The sequence below is a fragment of the Nostoc sp. genome, from assembly GCF_036917755.1.
GTDB lineage: Bacteria > Cyanobacteriota > Cyanobacteriia > Cyanobacteriales > Nostocaceae > Nostoc.
On sequence record NZ_JBALFC010000056.1, the window covers coordinates 90,867 to 109,561 of the forward strand.

The 18,695-nt window shown below is 42.0% G+C and carries 18 protein-coding genes and 1 pseudogene; 6 read left to right on the top strand and 13 right to left on the bottom strand.

What is annotated here, in order from left to right; translation table 11 throughout:
• Window positions 1-56: 56 nt before the first annotated feature.
• On the bottom strand, window positions 57-689 hold the full coding sequence (gene ruvA / locus V7L05_RS14155; protein WP_335164791.1) for a Holliday junction branch migration protein RuvA: 633 nt from the start codon (window positions 687-689) through the stop codon (window positions 57-59).
• Window positions 686-1,447 (bottom strand): sucrose-phosphate phosphatase, encoded by a 762-nt coding sequence (locus V7L05_RS14160; RefSeq protein ID WP_335164793.1) that lies wholly within the window; start codon window positions 1,445-1,447, stop codon window positions 686-688. The genes ruvA and V7L05_RS14160 overlap by 4 nt, the downstream gene beginning before the upstream one ends.
• Before the next feature lie 458 nt (window positions 1,448-1,905).
• Between V7L05_RS14160 and V7L05_RS14165 the strand changes: the two genes are divergently transcribed.
• A complete protein-coding gene (locus tag V7L05_RS14165) occupies window positions 1,906-2,916 on the top strand; it encodes a chemotaxis protein CheB (RefSeq protein ID WP_335164795.1) in 1,011 nt (336 codons plus the stop codon).
• Between the two features lie 275 nt (window positions 2,917-3,191).
• Here the strand turns inward: V7L05_RS14165 and V7L05_RS14170 are convergent.
• The 8 genes and pseudogenes from V7L05_RS14170 to V7L05_RS14205 all read right to left on the bottom strand — a co-directional run bounded on the left by V7L05_RS14170 (window position 3,192) and on the right by V7L05_RS14205 (window position 8,462).
• A pseudogene (locus tag V7L05_RS14170) lies at window positions 3,192-4,519 on the bottom strand (IS701 family transposase).
• Window positions 4,520-4,652: 133 nt separating this feature from the next.
• The gene (gene xseB, locus V7L05_RS14175; protein ID WP_335164796.1) at window positions 4,653-4,880 is read right to left on the bottom strand and encodes an exodeoxyribonuclease VII small subunit; all 228 of its coding nucleotides are present in this window, start codon (window positions 4,878-4,880) and stop codon (window positions 4,653-4,655) included.
• Window positions 4,873-6,141 carry an exodeoxyribonuclease VII large subunit gene (gene xseA, locus V7L05_RS14180; RefSeq protein ID WP_335164798.1) on the bottom strand — a complete coding sequence of 423 codons (1,269 nt, stop codon included), beginning with the start codon at window positions 6,139-6,141 and terminating at the stop codon, window positions 4,873-4,875. The genes xseB and xseA overlap by 8 nt, the downstream gene beginning before the upstream one ends.
• 60 nt (window positions 6,142-6,201) lie before the next feature.
• Complete coding sequence (locus V7L05_RS14185) at window positions 6,202-6,483, bottom strand: type II toxin-antitoxin system RelE family toxin (protein ID WP_335164799.1); 282 nt, start codon at window positions 6,481-6,483, stop codon at window positions 6,202-6,204.
• Complete coding sequence (locus V7L05_RS14190; RefSeq protein WP_335164801.1) at window positions 6,470-6,763, bottom strand: type II toxin-antitoxin system Phd/YefM family antitoxin; 294 nt, start codon at window positions 6,761-6,763, stop codon at window positions 6,470-6,472. The genes V7L05_RS14185 and V7L05_RS14190 overlap by 14 nt, the downstream gene beginning before the upstream one ends.
• Window positions 6,764-7,014: 251 nt before the next feature.
• Complete coding sequence (locus V7L05_RS14195; protein ID WP_335164803.1) at window positions 7,015-7,464, bottom strand: HNH endonuclease; 450 nt, start codon at window positions 7,462-7,464, stop codon at window positions 7,015-7,017.
• An 11-nt stretch (window positions 7,465-7,475) separates the two neighbouring features.
• Window positions 7,476-7,916: a hypothetical protein gene (locus V7L05_RS14200; RefSeq protein ID WP_335164805.1), complete on the bottom strand. Its 441-nt coding sequence runs from the start codon at window positions 7,914-7,916 to the stop codon at window positions 7,476-7,478.
• 12 nt (window positions 7,917-7,928) lie between these two features.
• Window positions 7,929-8,462, bottom strand: a complete 534-nt coding sequence (locus V7L05_RS14205; protein ID WP_335164806.1) for a hypothetical protein — start codon at window positions 8,460-8,462, stop codon at window positions 7,929-7,931.
• Window positions 8,463-8,953: 491 nt separating this feature from the next.
• On the opposite strand from V7L05_RS14205, the gene recA reads away from it, so the two are divergent.
• Window positions 8,954-10,033 carry a recombinase RecA gene (gene recA, locus V7L05_RS14210; protein WP_334953533.1) on the top strand — a complete coding sequence of 360 codons (1,080 nt, stop codon included), beginning with the start codon at window positions 8,954-8,956 and terminating at the stop codon, window positions 10,031-10,033.
• A 518-nt stretch (window positions 10,034-10,551) separates the two neighbouring features.
• Complete coding sequence (locus V7L05_RS14215; RefSeq protein WP_335164808.1) at window positions 10,552-10,713, top strand: hypothetical protein; 162 nt, start codon at window positions 10,552-10,554, stop codon at window positions 10,711-10,713.
• Between the two features lie 31 nt (window positions 10,714-10,744).
• Here the strand turns inward: V7L05_RS14215 and V7L05_RS14220 are convergent, their stop codons facing one another.
• The 3 genes from V7L05_RS14220 to V7L05_RS14230 all read right to left on the bottom strand — a co-directional run bounded on the left by V7L05_RS14220 (window position 10,745) and on the right by V7L05_RS14230 (window position 15,439).
• A complete protein-coding gene (locus V7L05_RS14220) occupies window positions 10,745-12,349 on the bottom strand; it encodes a serine/threonine-protein kinase (protein WP_335164809.1) in 1,605 nt (534 codons plus the stop codon).
• A gap of 1,111 nt (window positions 12,350-13,460) precedes the next feature.
• Window positions 13,461-14,291: a phytoene/squalene synthase family protein gene (locus tag V7L05_RS14225; protein ID WP_335164811.1), complete on the bottom strand. Its 831-nt coding sequence runs from the start codon at window positions 14,289-14,291 to the stop codon at window positions 13,461-13,463.
• Between the two features lie 959 nt (window positions 14,292-15,250).
• Window positions 15,251-15,439: a hypothetical protein gene (locus tag V7L05_RS14230; RefSeq protein ID WP_335164812.1), complete on the bottom strand. Its 189-nt coding sequence runs from the start codon at window positions 15,437-15,439 to the stop codon at window positions 15,251-15,253.
• 74 nt (window positions 15,440-15,513) lie between these two features.
• Between V7L05_RS14230 and V7L05_RS14235 the strand changes: the two genes are divergently transcribed.
• The 3 genes from V7L05_RS14235 to V7L05_RS14245 all read left to right on the top strand — a co-directional run bounded on the left by V7L05_RS14235 (window position 15,514) and on the right by V7L05_RS14245 (window position 18,602).
• Window positions 15,514-15,663 (top strand): hypothetical protein, encoded by a 150-nt coding sequence (locus V7L05_RS14235; RefSeq protein WP_335164814.1) that lies wholly within the window; start codon window positions 15,514-15,516, stop codon window positions 15,661-15,663.
• 218 nt (window positions 15,664-15,881) lie between these two features.
• Complete coding sequence (locus V7L05_RS14240; RefSeq protein ID WP_335164815.1) at window positions 15,882-16,052, top strand: alpha/beta fold hydrolase; 171 nt, start codon at window positions 15,882-15,884, stop codon at window positions 16,050-16,052.
• A gap of 156 nt (window positions 16,053-16,208) precedes the next feature.
• Entirely contained in the window at window positions 16,209-18,602 is a 2,394-nt protein-coding gene (locus V7L05_RS14245; RefSeq protein ID WP_335164816.1) for a glycoside hydrolase family 31 protein, read from the top strand.
• The last annotated feature ends 93 nt before the right edge of the window (window positions 18,603-18,695 follow it).

The window sequence follows — 18,695 nt, forward strand, 5'->3', positions numbered from 1 at the left end:
GGAAAGAATAACTAATGACTAATGACAAATGACAAATGACAAATGACTAATGACTATTAAACTTGTTCGCTGCTGAGATGAGCGATCGCTTGTTTAATCCAATCTTCGACATAGGCATCTTTGGGTAGTCCAATGTCTTCACTGACTACATGCAGGGCGTGACTGACCTCATGGGCAGTATATCCCAAGGCGAAGAGGGTCATTTGCACTTCTTCGAGAATTCCTGGTGCTGGACCACCTGTGGCGACGAAGAACCCGGCTGATTTGCGCCACTCGACTAATTTGCTTTTCAGTTCCAAACAGATGCGTTCGGCGATTTTCTTGCCGACACCGGGAGCCTGAATTAAAATTTGGGTATTGCCAGCGATAATTGCTTGAACTAAATCTGGTAGTTCCAGAGTGTCCAAGAGTGCGATCGCTAAGGCTGCACCAATACCAGTAACAGTCAGCAATTGGCGAAATAAATCTCGTTCGGCTGGCGAAGCAAAGCCATATAGTAATGGCACTTCTTCCCGAATTTGGAAATGGGTAAAAATTTGCGCCACTCCTCCCGACTCTGGTAATTGCTGTGCTAGCCGTTGAGGAACTTGCAAATCATACCCCAAGCCATTCACTTCCAGAGTCAGAATCACGCGATTAGCGCCAATTGTTTGAATACCAGCAACAAGACCTTTAAGATAACTAATCATTCTAATAAACCAAAATATTTCAAACCTTCGATAATTCCACCTGCACAAAAACACGAAGCCAAGTAGCGATAGTCAGAGGGATACTCGTTGTGCCATTGGAGTAACTCTTTTCGGGCATTCCCTACAATGATTCCCCGTTCGTTGCCTACAGCAAATAAAGCAATATCATTACCTGAATCACCACATACAACTGTTTGTTCTGCTGCAAATTTCCACTTTTGGCGCAAAAACTGCATTGCCTGACCTTTATCGCTGCTATGGGGTACAATGTCAAGGTCAATACCGCTACTGTAGATTAACTTTACATTTAATTTATTTTTCTGCAACTCCGCCTCAAGTTGTGGGAGAAGATTTACAGATGAATCTTGTTCTAGGAAAAAACTCACTTTAAAGGGACGCTGTTCTGAATCTGGTTGCTGAACTAACTCAGGATATTTTTCAGTAATAGATAATACAGTTTCCCGTTCCCATCCCGGAGAGAGGATTTCTGACCAACCTGAGTCTGGAGTATCACTACCATCTAGGTAAATTTCTGTACCCACAGAAAGGACAAGGGCATCAGGTTGCAAAAGATTTTTTTGAGCTTGGAGTTCTTTGTAAAGTACAGGCGATCGCCCAGTAGAATAAACAATTTTCGTGCCGTATTGTTGGCGATGTCTCTTTAGCAGTTGATTTAGTTCTGGTAAAGCACTGTCATCGCCCACGGTGCGATATACGAGGGTGTCATCCAAATCTGTTACAAAAAGAAATGGTTTCATGATTAGACCTCTTGCAAAATTTCGTTATTGTACCGCGTGAAGAGACTTTTGCAAGAAGTTTACTAAAAACAAAACAAGTTGGAAACTCGCGTTTACCGCTAACCTTGCAGGCTAAGTAGTTATTAGAAGGAATTTTTCTATATTGCTTGATCGTGCCTGCGATCGTGGCTCCAAAAACTTTTAACGTGTCGCGGAATGGTACAAAACCCGATTGTGTTGCAGAAAGGGCTAAGTTCAGTAGAGCATCAGATGTTTATTCAGCAGATAAGTATTTAAAACCCTTTTTTTTAGAGACGCGAAATTGCATTTCGTGCCATTCGTCTAAAGTCCTATTCCTCAAAGAAGAATAAATCCTCTCAAAGCTAGGTGAATAAATTTTCTTGCCGCGTTACTCTCAATACTGGCAATGAATGTGCTTTTGTTGCCCACAGTGGCATGTTGGTGAAATCATTACATTAATGCTTGAATACAATATTATTGTCGTTGGAACATCAGCAGGTGGAGTTGAGGCGCTGACTTATCTAGTCAAGCATTTGCCGCCCGATCTCAATGCTGCTGTGATTATAGTTCTTCATGTATCAAGTCACGGCACGAGCGTTCTGCCAAAAATATTAAGTCGTGCTGGCAACTTGCCAGTGTCTCATGCTCAGGATGGCGAAGCTATTGTTCATGGTTGGATTTATGTCGCTCCGCCTGACTATCACTTACTGGTAGAACGAGGATATTTGCGTTTGACGCGGGGGGCAAAAGAAAACCGTTGTCGTCCCGCCATTGATCCATTGTTTCGCAGTGCAGCGCGAACCTATAGGCAGCGAGTGATTGCTGTGCTACTAACAGGTATGCTTGACGACGGCACGGCGGGACTAATGGCTGTCAAAATGCGGGGCGGTGTGGCAATTGTCCAAAATCCCAACAATGCTTTGTATCCTGATATGCCACGTAATGCGATCGAGAACGTAGAGGATATTGACCATATCCTACCACTTTCAGATATTACTTCTATTTTAGTAGCTTTAGTTAACAGGCCAATGGAAATAGAACCAGAAAACCCTGTACCTAGCAAGATGGAGTTTGAAACTGAAATAGCGCAATTGAATTTAGAAGCAGTAGAAAACGAAGGCGACCGACCTGGTAAACCATCAACCTTTGGCTGTCCTGACTGCGGCGGTATCCTCTGGGAACTCGAAGAGGGAAATTTGTTGCGCTTCCGGTGCCGCACGGGTCATGCTTATTCAGCAGAAACTTTGCTGGCTACGCAGTCCGATAAGCTGGAGGATGCACTATGGATCGCTTTCAGGGCATTGGAAGAGAAAGCTTCTCTATCACATCGCATGGCTTTAAGGATGGAGGCTCGCAATCAAGCCTTGGCAGCACAAAGATTCAAGGAGGAGGCGCAGTCTGCCTGGCAGCGCTCCGCCATTATTCGAGAAGTACTTTTGAAGGTCGATGCAAACACAGGTGTTGATTGAAGGTGTGTATCTGCGTGGATTGTATGGGATTGGATATCTGAAACGCGATGCCTACCGAAAGCCGCTAAAAAGTGTTTACGCATACTCTAATATAAGACTCCTATTTGATTTTTGAAAAACCTCCGTACAACTCGAAAGGGCTGATTCCCCATTCCCTACTCTCTGCCTACGCAAATAACTATGGCTACGCCACCCTGCGCGAACAAGAATCAAATCGGATTGCTATATCCCTCTTCTGTCACTTTCCGGAATAAGCAAGTAGTAAATAAGTTAAATTATCCAGAAGCATAACCAGGTTTAAATTGATTCATTGCAGCAATTAAATGATTGAATCCTAGCAATAAGTGTGAATTAGGAAAAATACTGAACCAGGGATAAATCAACCAAAATAGTAAGAGTGGTTGGATAATTAGACGCAGATTATTTAAAGTATTTTTCCATCCGTATTCGTGGTTCCATTGCGGATGATTAGAAAAATCAACATCACTATTTTCTTCTGCCTCAGTCTCAATTTGACGAGATTGATTTAAGCCTAAGAAGGCAGGAGAATTTAAACTAATCATCGTGTAAACACAAAAAATAATCTCCCACCACCTCTCAATATGTTGGAAATTGGTGAAACGGTAATCTGTCCAGCCTAATTCCTGTTTACACTGTCGAAAACCATATTCTACCCAGGTTCTTAATCCATATAAGTCGCCTAAAGTTTTCTTGAGATTACCTTGAAGATTTGTCATCACAAAAGAAGTAGAATTTTCTGGCATGGTTTCTGGATCAGTAGTTATTTCCCAGTAAGTTATGGCTCTTTTTTTACCATAAATTATTTCCCTAATGTATCTAATTTCTGATTTTTGATTGCTAAATGTTCTCTCAAATTTACACCATTTATTCGCCCTAACCCTTTCTCCTGCTGGCAACCATACTCCATGATTACTTCTAATTGATACAACATAAGCTAAATTATATTCAGCTATTTTTCTAATAAATTGACTACTTTCACCATATAAGCTATCAGCCAGTACTAATTCAATATTAAACCCTGATTCAATTAGCTCTGTAATAATTTCTGATGCTAACTCTATTTTCGTTTTGTATTTATCTGACTCCTTTAGTGTTCCTTTTGGTTTAAATACTTTTACAATTAATGGAAAAGTTATATTAGAGTAAACTCCATAAGCATTAACTGAAACTATCCCATTATCTATCTTCCCCACGCTTCCCAAATATTGTCTAGCCACATAATCAGTCTTTTTACCTTTTTTCTATCTCCGGTTTCATCTATGACTACTGTAATTGCCTGACCATCTAATTCTTTCTTCAATCTATTTAATCTTCGTTTTTTTAACTTATTTACTGACCAATCTGAATTGGCTAGAAAATGATGTAATGACTGAGCTGAGTTAATACTTACGACTTTCGCTATCTCTGGTAATGATTTTCTTTGAATTTGGGACATTATTCCCAGATGTAAATATTTGAAGCACTCATAATTTCTTACTTCTTTAAACAGGTCTTTATACTCTGCACAATATTCATCTACCATCGCAACTGTTGGCTGGGCATCTCTTGCCAAATGTTTTAGGATTTGTAATTCTACATCCATTGCCCTGCTTACCTTCCAGAGTTTTTTCTTTTAATCCTTTTATTCAGAATACTCGGAAAGTGACAGAAGAGGGATATCATATCCGCTTGATTACTTATAAAACCCGAATAACCTCACCAGTATGCTCTCGCTTTTACTCATCGCTTAACGTTTCAATCAATAAATCTACCTGCTGCTGTCGCTGCTGCAAAAAACTTTCGCACTGACGCAAATACTCAACAGCACTTGCGAATTGCTCAAACACAGCTTCTAAATCCAACTCACCCATCTCGATGCGAGTAATAATTCCCTCTATTTCAGTAACCTTCGCCTCATAATTCCAACCTTCCTCAGAACTAGAAGCACCCTTACGTTTAACCATTAACCTCTCTGTGTCCTCTGCGCCTCTGCGGTTCGTTTATTTCCATAACTTTTACTTTAACCCCACCCCGCCCCAAATGAATGAACAAATCTTGTCCTATTTCTAACTCCGCCGCCGATCGCGCGATCGCCCCATCTTCTTGCCTAACCACCGCATAACCACGCTGCAACACCGCTTTCGGGTCAAGACTAGCCAACTTTTGCCGCAATAATTCTAAATGCTGCGTTGCTTGCTGCGATCGCCCCGTGGTAATTTGCACCAAATGCTGACGCTTCCAAGCTAACTTTTCCACCTCCTGCTGCACTTGTCGATCTAACCGCAAACGCCGCAAACGATTCCGCAACACTTGCAGTTTATTAAGAGAATTTTCCCTAAAGTCCTGCACCGCCTCATGTAAAGCCAGAACTCGCCCCCGATGCTCAGTATACAACTCTGAAAGCGCTGGCACAACCATTTCCGCCGCCGCAGTCGGTGTATGCACACAAGCATCTGCAACTAAATCTGCCAAAGATTCATCTCGTTGATGACCGATACCAGTAATTACGGGAATAGAACAACTAGCAAGCGATCGCACCACTCGTTCATCATTAAAACAAGCCAACTCTTCAACAGCTCCACCACCCCGCGATAAAATTAGCACTTCGGCGCGTCCATCTTTTTCCACCCGCTCAATTGCTTTGACGATAGATTCCGGCGCTTGCTCACCTTGTACGGTAGCCGGAGAAAATAAAACGTGTAAACCTGGATACCTTTGCTTGAGGGTTTTTTGAATATCGCCCCAAGCCGCAGCAGTTGGTGAAGTGACAACAGCGATCGTTTGGGGGTGTGTTGGGAGCGATCGCTTTCTTTGCGTGTCGAACAACCCCTCAGCCAGCAAGCGATTTTTTAGTTGTTGATAGCGCAGGGCTTGTAAACCAACACCAGCAGGTAGAGTCTGCCAAACTGATAACTGATACTCTCCCCGTTGCGGATACACGCGAATGCTGCCCAAAATGATTATCTGCTCACCGGGAACGGGTATCTGCGCGAGTTTTGGCAATTGGCTATTCCATACCACACACTTAATTCCGGCGGTGCGATCGGTATCTTGTAGCGTAAAAAATAACCCACTGCGATGGTGGTTAGCGCTGGAAACTTCGCCAGTTACCCAAACTTGCCGTAATTGTTCATCTTGCTCTAACAGCAAGCGGATATAGTCAGTTAATCCAGATACTGAAAGTGCTGTATCGAGAATGAGAGAGTCGGGAAGGTCGAAAGTCATCAAAGATGCCTGAAAGCATTTGTGCTGGAGCGATTTTAGCATTTTAATGAAAACCAAAGGTTAACCCAGTAAACGCTTCAATCTTTTGTAGACATCATCATCATTGCGCTTACCGACTAAAATCACTTCTATTAAATCTTGATCGGGAAAATACCTGTAAACAATCCGATATTCACCACTATCAACTCGATATAAATCCTGATAACCAGATAGCTGCTTACTATCAGTGGGTAAAGGCTCAACATTCAAAGCCAAAACCTTTTTTGCAATCTGTGCTGCTATTTTAGGCTGTAAACCGTTGAGAAGATCAAGAACAGTTGCTAGACCATCAAGCTTCGCCATTAGCTAAATGCTCTAGTGCAGATGTAAAAGCCTCTGTACCAATCATTTTGGACTGACTCAGAGCAACTTCAGCTGCTTGACCAAAAACCATATCCTCTAATTCTTCCAGCCGATTAATTAATTTTTGGTAGCTCTCGGCTGAAATAATCACATGACTAGGCCGTGATTGCTTGGTTAGTAGAACTGGCTCAATAGCAGCCTTATCAAAAACCTCACCGTGTTTGTTACGAGCATCAGTCAGAGTGTAGGTCTGCATAGCAATTATGACTATTTTAGACATTTTGACTATATTTTAGCAGATAAATTTTCTCATCTCAATTCTGGCTCAAGGTCATACAGTGTTCATTATTGAATGTGAGATTTTCCAGTACCCATTAAAGGGACTGACAAGAAATAAATTATCCATCTTGTGGGGTGGGCAGGAAAGCCCGCCCTGGATATGGGACGGGTGAGGACACCCATCCCACAAGAAAATTTGGAATGTTTTTTTATTTGTCAGTCCCAAAGCAATAGGTGATTACGGTATTTGGTTTAATCCTTCAGAGACTGGAGTAACTGGCTAGGACGTGCCATCTTCACAGCAAGATAAAGATCCGGATAGTGAACAAATATATAGTGTTCATACTTGTACCAATGCATTTCACCTTTTTCTTTGTTACAAGCCTGGCAAATGACCCATAAATTATTGAATTCCATTGATAACCAAGGATACTGTGACCGGGGTAGCTTGTGATCTATCGTCTTACCACCTTTGTCAGAGTAGTGACATCCACAAATTGGACAGTACCAGTTGGAATTTTCTCTCACCCAATCTTTACTATCTTGAGTTGTTCCACACTCATAATCACCATTAATATAGCGCCAGTAATCGAATTTCCTATAAGTTTCAAAATCTTGATGAGTTAGTCTGTGATATCGCTTGTTACCAATTTTGTCTGCAAGCTCAAATAATTCTTTAAGTTCTTTATCTTTAAGGCTCACCGTCTTCCTCTCTAAAATTTGACAGTTCTATATGTCTTTTGATTAGATTTCTTTTGATATCTGTTGCTAGTCTGTTTACTGAAATCAATAAATTCTATTTCTGTATCAGGAAACTGCTTATCTATTTCTTCTGCAATCTCATTGACTTCTTTAGAGAAATTTTGATTAAAATTTTCTATTTCTTGAATCGTAAGATATTTATTTCCAATCCGATCAACCTCTAAAAATAATTCCTCAAGGGTTAAATCCTCAATATGATATTTATTTAAAAATTCATCTATTTTTTGAGATAGATTAATAACATTATCCCATCCAATATTTTTATAACGTTCCTCTTTTATTAAAACTTGGTCTTCTTTATGAAGCTTACTTCGATTTTTTGAGTTAGCACGTTGAACATCACGATAACTCATTCCTTTAAAACTTCTTTTTTTAGCCTTTTTCTTAGTCATAGAGTCAGTCCTTTAGCCCAGCGTCCATTTAAAAAAAGTAATTACTGCCTTGCGAATCTCACTATCTTCAGATTGGAGAATTTTTTTAGTATTTATAGCTAGCTTAAGCCTAATTTGATCAACTAAATTTTTCAGAGCTTTATTGTCTTTTTTGAGTTGCTCATTTACTTCTATTAAGTTTTTATTTTGAGAATATATTGTCTTGATTTCAACTTCTAAAATATTATTTTTCTGAGACAAAGTTTGAATTTCAACTTCGTATTTTTCTCTTTCCTGTTGAGGATATTTCTGAAATTGGTCAATTTTGGCAGCATATTCCTGCTGCTTCGTCTCAATCTCTTTAGTTTTCTTCGTTACTATACCTTTCTGAGCAGCTTGAAGACGTTGACGCTTAATTAGTTCAGAACCAGCAAAAGGCGAAATAGCTCTGCGAATCGTAATCTCATCAGGATTGGTACTAAAGTCAATTACTTCCAAAGCACGCATAGCATCTGCTTTTGTCCATGCCTCACTTTCAAGTAGCTTAATAGCCTGTGACTTATTCACGTTTGCTTAAGATAATTTGTGTAACTTATATTACAAATTATATCAGTATATCGTCTCCATGCCAACAGGCCAGATTCAACAAGAACGCTAACTTTACTAAACTTATCAATGCCGGGGACTACTGCGGTTTATGTTGTGAGTGAGCAAAATTAAACGGTTCAACGATCGCGCCGCGTTGTACTAGGCTTTTATCTCTCCAAAATAAAGCAGTCTAACTATATACACTGCTTAAGGTCTGTTGTTTAAATAATTTTTTCTTTAAAATCCCTTGCTTACCCAGCCAAAAAAAGCTATCTGTGAATGCAAGTTGGTATCATTGTGCAGAGCTACCCTAATTTGGTAGCGATCGAGTTACGATCTTGTCACACCCTTTTTTTTGATTTGAGAAGTCCTATTCCAGAATTTTCTGGTTAAAATAGTATATCTGTTCTACTCAAGCTCCCAAAGCAACACTCCTTAAAACCATATATTTAGAGGCATTAGAGGCAGGAATGGCTATCAACACCGATACTTCTGGCAAGCAAAAAGCACTGACTATGGTGCTTAACCAGATTGAGCGCACTTTTGGTAAAGGAGCAATCATGCGCCTGGGCGATGCTACCCGGATGCGGGTGGAGACGATTTCTAGTGGGGCGCTCACCTTAGATTTAGCATTGGGTGGTGGTTTACCCAAGGGGCGGGTAATTGAAATTTATGGGCCCGAAAGTTCCGGGAAGACTACAGTAGCGCTACATGCGCTCGCCGAAGTGCAAAGAAATGGCGGTATTGCTGCCTTTGTTGATGCTGAACACGCCCTTGACCCCACCTATGCTGCGGCATTGGGTGTAGATATTGATAATTTGCTGATTTCCCAACCTGACACTGGCGAATCAGCTTTAGAAATTGTCGATCAGCTTGTTCGCTCTGCTGCGGTTGATATTGTAGTAATTGACTCAGTAGCAGCACTGGTTCCCCGTGCTGAAATTGAAGGGGATATGGGTGATATCCACGTTGGTCTACAAGCGCGGTTGATGAGCCAAGCTTTACGTAAAATTACTGGTAACATTGGTAAATCTGGTTGTACAGTAATTTTCATCAACCAGTTGCGGCAAAAAATCGGTGTTACCTACGGTAGCCCAGAAACCACAACTGGCGGTAACGCATTAAAATTTTACGCTTCGGTGCGCTTAGATATTCGCCGAATTCAAACCTTGAAAAAAGGTACAGATGAATATGGTAATCGCGTCAAAGTCAAAGTCGCCAAAAATAAAGTAGCGCCGCCTTTTAGGATTGCGGAATTCGACATTATCTTTGGTAAAGGTATTTCTACCTTGGGTTGTATTGTTGACTTAGCAGAAGAAACTGGCGTGCTTGTCCGCAAGGGAGCTTGGTACAGCTACAATGGCGACAACATTTCTCAAGGACGAGACAACGCCATTAAGTATTTAGAAGAAAAGCCTGAATTTGCTGAACAAATTAAGCAACTGGTGCGTGAAAAGCTAGATAAAGGCGCTGTTGTTTCTGCTAACTCTGTAGCTAAACCCAGTGAAGGAGATGAAGAGGAAGAAGACGATTTAGAGCCAGAAGAATAAGGAATGTGGATTGATAAGGGAAATGCTGAAAACCCCTGAGAAACTGCAACGCATGCGCCTTTCGTACTAAAGGTGCGGGGATGAAAGCACGAGTAAGGTGTTTACGCCTCACTCATGTTAAAATGATTTAATCAGTACAAGATTTAAAAACCTACCCCCGGACTGAGGGAAAGTCTACGCCCGAAACAACCTTGAGGAGATATCACTACGCACGGTTTGTGCAAACGTGGTGAGCCTGGGAACCTGTGTAAACAGGATATTAAAACAGTAATGTTTTAAGAATCTCCGTCTCTTTAGAGCGGAGAGTGTCAATAATCTGCAACTTTTAATCTGTAGTGGGTTACAAAGACAGCTAACCCACCTTTTTCAAAGTATTGATGAGTTACAGCAAGCCTAACGAAATGATTGCTTCTATATGACCAGCAATCATTTTTATGGCTTTTTTCGTTGGAATCAGGTAAAAGTAGTGTCAAATTAGAGCCAGAGCGAATTCTATTCGCACGCCATGTGTAACAAGAGTGGCTCGCCGGACGCCAGTCGCCTCAAGTCGGGAAACCCGCTCTTACCGCCTGGCTCCCCAATGCACTGGCGTGGACGCCATCTTTGAACTTGATCTCAGACTAACGGCGCGATCGCCATTCATAAACGAGCCAGTGGTACTGTTGAAATCAATATGTTGAATAGCATAGCTCCGAAATCTAAACTTTCAACTTACAACAAGCCTCGTTTACCATTGGGGCGGATGGTCATCCAATTTGTTTTTGCTAGTGCTAGCTGCTCATCAGAAATTTTGGCACTCGTAAGATTAGCACCACACAGATTTGCTCCTCGGAGGTTAGCATTGCTGAGATAAGCATTGCTGAGGTCTGCGCCTCGCAGGTCTGCCCCTTCTAAATCAGCATGGTTAAAGTATGCCTTGCTCAAATTAGCATCCTTGAGATTTGCTTGAGTCAGACTGGCTCTGCCAAAGTCACTATTTTGCAGATTAGCCCCCTGGAGATTGGTTTTTTGTAATTGAGCGGAATGGAAATTTGTTTGGGATAAGTCAGCACCTTGCAGGTTCAGCAAATTTAAATTGTGTAGGGCAAAATCCCGTCTTCCCTTCAGATAGGCTGTTAATAAACCTTGAGTGTCTAACTTCCGCTCAACTTTAGAATTTTGAGCTTGCGAACTATTGCTGTTGCTGTTAGCTAAAGTCGTTGATTTTGCCATCCCAGAACCGTGCTGTAATCCCGCCGCTTCTGCTGCCTTGGCTCGTCTAGCGCGAATTGCTGCCGCTACCTGTGCCACTCCTACAGCGCTAACACCAGCAGAAGGGTTGTTAGATAAAACAGCAGAATTTTCCCGGTGGTTGTGTGTTCGCTCTTTAGATCCATTATCAGATTTAGTCAGTAAACCCTTTGCTAAACTATCTAAATATGGTTCTATATCCAATGCTCTGAGAACTTCTGCTGCTGACTGATAGCGATTACGTACAGACACCTCTAACATTTTGCGGAATACATTGCTCAAGTGGTCACTCACTTGCACAAGTTGATCCCACATCATCTCGCCAGTGTTGGGATTGTAATCTAAATCTCTAGGAGTTTTGCCAGTCAATAAATAAATGCATGTCACCCCCAGTGCATAGATATCACTGGCGTAGACTGGACGCATAGCCATTTGCTCTGGAGGTGCAAAACCAGGAGTACCAATGGCATATGCAGTTAATGCTGTCTGTCCTGATTGACTTGTCGCAGCTTGGCTAACTTGGTCTTTGACGGCACCAAAGTCGATGAGTACCATTCTGGAATCTTGAGTGCGGCGAATTAAGTTGGCTGGCTTGATATCACGGTGAATCACTTTTTGCTCGTGGATGTATTGCAGCAGTGGCAGAACCTCGCTCAAAAATTGCTTGACTCCAGTTTCGCTCAAGATGCCATTAAGTTTGACCTCCTCCTGCAAGGTATCACCACTGATGTATTCTTGAACTAAGTAAAATTGTTCATGATCTTCAAAATAGTCTAACAATCTTGGTACTTGGGGATGATTGCCAATCTTACCTAGAGTTTTGGCTTCTCGGTCAAAGAGTTCTCTGGCCATCTTTAAAACGTGTGGGGCGCTTCCTGATGGGCGTAATTGTTTGATTACACAACTCGGTTCTCCTGGTAAGCCTTGATCATTGGCTAAGAAGGTTGCTCCAAAGCCACCCTGACCTAATGGTTTGATCACCTGATAGCGATCGCGCAACAGAAGTTGCGAGCCACAAGACTGACACCTTTGGCTATTTACCAAATTTTCTGGATTGGGACAGATAGGATTTAAGCAGTAGCTCATGCACTCTCAACTCGCTGCACAAATAATCACGGGGAATGTTATACTCTGTTTCTGTTATACTCTCTTTCAATTATTTAGATATTAATCAATTCTTGCCAGGTAATTATTGCTGGAAATTCTTTGAAGAGTTTCTAAAGTTTAACTCAGATTACCTAAAGCGATCGCCATAACAAGATAATTTATTATACTTACACAGGCTAAATAATATCTAGATTACTTTATACCAAACCGTAATTCCTAATCACCTTCTCTGAAAGCAGTTTTCATTTATTTGAACCACATCTGTCGTAGGGGCACAGCAATGCTCATTGGTATCAACTTAAGCCAAAACCCTTTTCAAACCTCGTTTCCAGCCTCTTGCTGGAAATGCTGCTCGTTGCGGCTCTGCCGCAAGTCTTGAGGCGGAGCCTCTCGGAATGCATTAAGAGTCGGAGACTGGGAACGAGACAATCTTAAAAGCTGCTTATAGACTGGCTTTCACATTAAGTTGACACGCATGAGCTTTTTCTGTGCCCCTGCGTGGTCTATTTGCCTGAAAATAGCTGTAAAGCTTGCTACGGGCAGTGTGCTGCTCTCTCGACTCGCTAACGGCACTTAAACATTTTTGAGGGATAAACAAGCCTCAAACCCATGCAGGGTAAGGGAAATACACCAAATGCTCAAAAATGGCTCAAACCCAGATATATCAATAAACCAAGCAAAGCGATGTGAAAGTCTCTCTGTATATAGGTTTGAGGCTTTTTTCTTGGTGTTTTTTGTCTAAGTCCCACTAATGTCATTCGGAATTGAGAAAGTCAGCTTTAATCTGGGTTTCCCGATGATTGTATCTGTAGTCTTATTTTGGAGAATTGGTATTTATAGCGGCTGCCATAATGGTTAGGACAAGTCTGCTATAAATAGCTGTGACAGCCGCTCTCTTAGGATTTACGAATGTCCTAAGCTATCTGTCCACTGCTATAAAAGTATTGGAGGGCAGTGCCCAACGCCAGTTGCTCTACTTGGAGAGATCCGAAGTAGACAACTGGCTCCCCTACAGACAATCGCTGTAGGATTTTGGATGCCCAAATTTGGAGGCAATTTAGAATCATCTCCATTACTCGTTAACAGACTATTAGCTGGCTTTCATGTTCACACTAATCAGCTGTTCGATAAGTGCAACAACATCACTGCGGCTGAGTTTCTCTTTACCATTAGCAAGAGCGTCAAGAGTGCCATTAGCCAAGGTTAAGGGAATTTGGCAAAAATCTAAGGCAGGTCCGGTAGGAAGGTCTTTGGTGTAAGCTTCTGCCAGGGCTAGATTGCGCCGCGCATACTCTTGCATATTTGCTGCACTCCAACCCTCTGGGAAAAAGTCTACCCCACGCTTTAAATCTTCAGTATGATTACGCAGGATATTAACTGCTTGTAAACCCCGACCAAACCCAATTGCCTGGGTACGGTTAGTTTGGGTTCCATCGTACCAAGTCCATAAGTCAGAAAGTAACAATCCCACTGCACCTGCAACCCCAAAGGTATAACGATCCAAATCAGATTCTGTGTAAATTTTCCAGTTTCTTTCTGCCCAGTAAGCCATCCGGTCTGCCATTGCAGCAGTCGCATCCCAAATTCGAGGTGCAATAGTCTCTGGTGCTAGCAGCGACCATTCTCTAATCCTCACAGTGACTTCTTCTAAGGTATTCTCATACCCACTAAATCCTGCAAAGAAAGCATCTACTGCGAAGCCATCAACCCCTGCCTGCAATGTCAGGCTAATCGTTTTTAACAGCTTTGCTTTAGTAGCGTTGTCTAGTTCGGGATGATCTTCAATTTCATCAATGGCACGCATACACAGATATGCTGATGCTACTGCTTCTTGCAATCCTGGCGGTAAAAGACTAATTGGGATATAAAAAGTTCGGCTAGTTTCTTTGAGGATTTGCAATGCATCTCTACGTAAATTCATGTTTTCACTCCCCACTTGATTTTGGCACCACATGAAGTTTGCAGTTTTTTGATGATACTGGATATAGTTTTGACTAAACCTTAAAAACTATAGACCATAAGATACGCTAGTATTTCATCTAAAAATTAATAGTTTTTGGTGTTGCAATTAACAAAACTCTCAAATTTATCAAAGTCTAATCTAGTATATAGGTTTTTGGTTGCAAAAATGCGCTAGGTGTTGTTTGATATAGCTTTCATAAACTTTTAGTTTATATATAAAGACCTATGCTAATATTTGGTTGATTACCGCGAAATTTTTCTCTGGGCAAACATCCATTTTCGGGATTTGAAAGTGTTTTAAGTCTGCGTTAATCTGACTAACAAAGTGTAATTATTGTATATATAAAGACAATTCGGGAAAAGCTGGTAACGGATAACAGTAAGTATACGCACCTTTAGATGCGAACGGCGGCTTGCCGAAGAGTTAGGCTAAGTTAAATTCGATATAGACGGCTGCGATGGCTGGGTTGGGCTACGCCTACGCTTGATCGGTTTACAGTGGGAGCCTCCTTGCTGTTCAAGGTGAAATAAAGTGACCATAACCCAGCATAAGAAGTTCCCGTATGTTTACTAGATTGAGAATAAAAAAGTGGGCTGTTTGCCCACTCAACAAAATATTTGTGAATATTTGACCTCTTACCAGTCTCAAGATTAGCACTTACGCACGAGTTACGGAATAACGTAGACACGAAGTGGCTTCCCGTTCGCGTAGCGTCTCCGTCAGGAGAAGGGTACCGCAAAGAGCGCAGAGTACACGGAGAAATCAGAGTTTCAGAGATATTTTGCGTAAGTCCTAAAGATATAGAAATTCAAATAGTTGTTTCGAGTCAGGCTAAAGCTATGGTCTCCACTTGTTACTTGTTTTCCACTGATGTCAGTCCATTAATCGCTGGGCTGTTGATTACCTGTCTCTGCGTATTAAACCGCGAACCGTGATACGGGTAATCTCAGGTCTTTTCTGAGGAATTCCAGGCGACGATACAGTTGAGGTGAGTACAAATTGGCGTTTTTGTCTCGGTAAACTGCGACTTTTGTCAAACCATGCCGCACCACTGCACCTGTACCGGGAGTAACTTTTTCGACGGAATCAACATCGCCCGGTGTCACCTACTGTAAATACTGGGGAGCAACGTTGAGATTTTCAAAGACAAAATCACCTACTCCACCAATTTTCGCAGGCGATGGGTCATAAAGCTCTGCCCAGATATTCTTTCGCCCTAAAATTAGGTCAGTTAAGAGTATCCCCGCGATCGCGCCGCGCCGTGGGTCATTCCTATGCCTGTATCACCGGTGACGATGTAGACGTTTTCTTGGGTAGCGATCGCCTCTGATCAAGTTGCCAAAAAAATATCCTATAAAAAGAAGTTAGATTCTTCTCTAATTTTTTTGACTTTGGATTCACCAGAAATTATCAATAAAATTATTAATCGCATCATCGCCCGAATTCCAGGAGGAAGATAATGACAACTCGTGACATTCATCTAGAATTACTGCTGAGTAAACCAGTATTAGACTCAACAGGCAAAGCCGTCGGACGCATTGAGGAAGTATGCGCATCATTACTGGAGATAGCGATCTCGTAATTCCTCCTGTGAATAGTAATATTTTAAATAAAAAAATTTTTGGTTCAGAACTCAAAATTATTAAAGAAGGCGGACATGGGTTTGGTTATAGCTATGCTGCTGAAATTGCAAAAATTATCACTCAGTTTTTATCGTAAATGTTTGTAACGACAACATTTTGTGATTACAAAAATCACTCTTGCTCAAAAATATCTGCTAATTTTTCACCCAACTTCTAGCGAAAGAAAGAGTTTCAGGCTGAGTATCTCTGTAATCATGAATGCGGAGAAGTGTTAACCTGCTGAATAACTGATATGCCGCAATATTTCGGAAAACTACCCACTACAAACCAACCTTGGACAACTGTTAGCAATCTAAAAGCTGTAACCTGGGACAATAATATTATTAATTTTGACTGTGGCGACTCACGTCTTACCATCAGCGTACTTGCTGCCAATTTAATCCGCGTGCGTTTTGCACCAACTGGGGAATTTATGCCCCGCCATTCTTGGGCAGTAACACTGGATGATGCAGAATGGGCAATAATACCTTTTACGGTGCGGGAAACTGAAGCAACGGTAGAAATTGAAACAGCGCAGATTCGTGTGTGCGTCCAGCGAGAAAAGTGTCGCATTACCTATTTTGACAAAGCTAATCGCCCCTTTGCCCAAGATGCAGAGATGGGGATGGGTTGGCGAATGGGCGCAGTTGCGGGATGGAAGCAAATTGCAGCCGATGAACATTTCTATGGCTTTGGTGAACGCACAGGCTGGCTGGATAAACTCAGCGAAGTAAAAACCAACTGGACAACGGATGCCTTAGATTATGATGCACTTACTGATGAAATGTACCAAGCAATTCCATTTTTTATGGCTTTGCGTCCGCAGGTAGGCTATGGCATCTTTTTCAATACCACTTTTTGGAGTCGGTTCGATATCGGTGCTGAACAACCAGGTATTTGGAAAATGGAAACTCGTGGCGGTGAATTGGATTATTACATTATCTACAGCCCCGAACCTGCCCAAATCCTGGAGACTTACACTCAGTTAACTGGGAGAATGCCATTACCGCCGAAATGGGCGCTAGGTTATCACCAATGTCGCTGGAGTTACGAATCAGAAACCGTTGTGCGGGAACTAGCAAAGGAATTTCGCCAACGCCGCATTCCCTGCGATGTCATTCACTTGGATATTGACTATATGCGGGGCTATCGGGTATTTACTTGGAGTCCCCAGCGTTTTCCCAACCCAGCAAAACTCATCAGTGATTTAGCAGAGGATGGTTTCAAAACAGTCACAATTATTGATCCTGGTGTGAAGTATGAACCAGAAGCCGATTATCATGTTTTTGACCAAGGAATAGAAAACGACTATTTTGTGCGTAAAGCTGATGGTGCGTTGTTCCACGGCTACGTTTGGCCTGAGAAAGCTGTTTTTCCTGACTTTTTACGTGCTGATGTGCGTAACTGGTGGGCTGATTTACACAAAAGCCTAACCGATATCGGCGTGGCAGGAATTTGGAATGATATGAATGAACCTGCCATAAACGATCGCCCTTTCGGTGATGATGGTGAAAAGATTTGGTTTCCGCTAGATGCACCGCAGGGGGGAGATGAGGGAGATGAGGGAGATGAGGAAAATTTTCAATCCAAAATCGCAAATCCAAAATCTAAAATTGATGTGACTCATACAGAAGTGCATAATTTGTATGGGTTGATGATGGCTAAAGCTTGTTATGAAGGGTTGCAGCGGCATCGAAGTTCAGAGCGATCGTTTGTGTTGACGCGATCGGGTTATGCTGGTGTGCAGCGCTGGTCTTCTGTGTGGATGGGGGATAATCAATCGTTGTGGGAGCATTTAGAAATGTCTCTGCCGATGCTTTGCAATATGGGACTTTCGGGTGTGGCATTTGTAGGTTGCGATATTGGCGGGTTTGCTGGTAACGCCACAGCTGAATTATTCGCTCGGTGGATGCAGGTAGGAATGCTTTACCCATTGATGCGCGGCCACTCGGCAATGTCTACTGCTCGTCATGAACCTTGGGTATTTGGCGATCGCATTGAAAATATCTGTCGAGAATATATTAATCTACGTTATCAACTACTTCCCTACATTTACACTCTTTTCTGGGAAGCGACAACAACGGGCGCACCGATTTTAAGACCATTATTATACCATTTCCCTAACGATCCAAAAACTTACACTCTCTACGATCAAGTATTGCTAGGTGCGTCGCTGATGGCTGCACCAATTTACCGCCCTGGAGTTGAGCATCGATCTGTCTACTTACCTGCCGGTACTTGGTATGATTGGTGGAGTGGCGATCGCTATGAAGGCCCGATTCACATTCTTGCTCATGCACCACTCGAAAGAATGCCACTCTATGTCCGTGGTGGTGCGATCGTTCCTATGCAACCTGTCAGGCAATACGTTGATCAAGCCCCACTCGACGAAATCCGGTTACGAATTTGGCCTGGTAATAACGAATATCAGCTATTTGAAGATGATGGACACACAAACAAGTATCAAGATAAAAATTTTTCGCTAACAAATATCACCGTATTTACTGAATCTAATCAAACAGTAGTTGAAATTGGAGCGAGAATGGGAGAATGGACACCTCCACAGCGTGAAGTGATTATAGAAGTTGTTGGTGTTGGAGAGCAACGTTTTCAAGATGATGGTCAGCCACATACTCTGCAATTCTGAAATACTCACAAAGGTGGTTTTTTGAACCACCTTTATTTCTGATTCTCAATTCTGCAAGCAAAAGTATGCATCGGGATAGATGAAAAGTCAGTC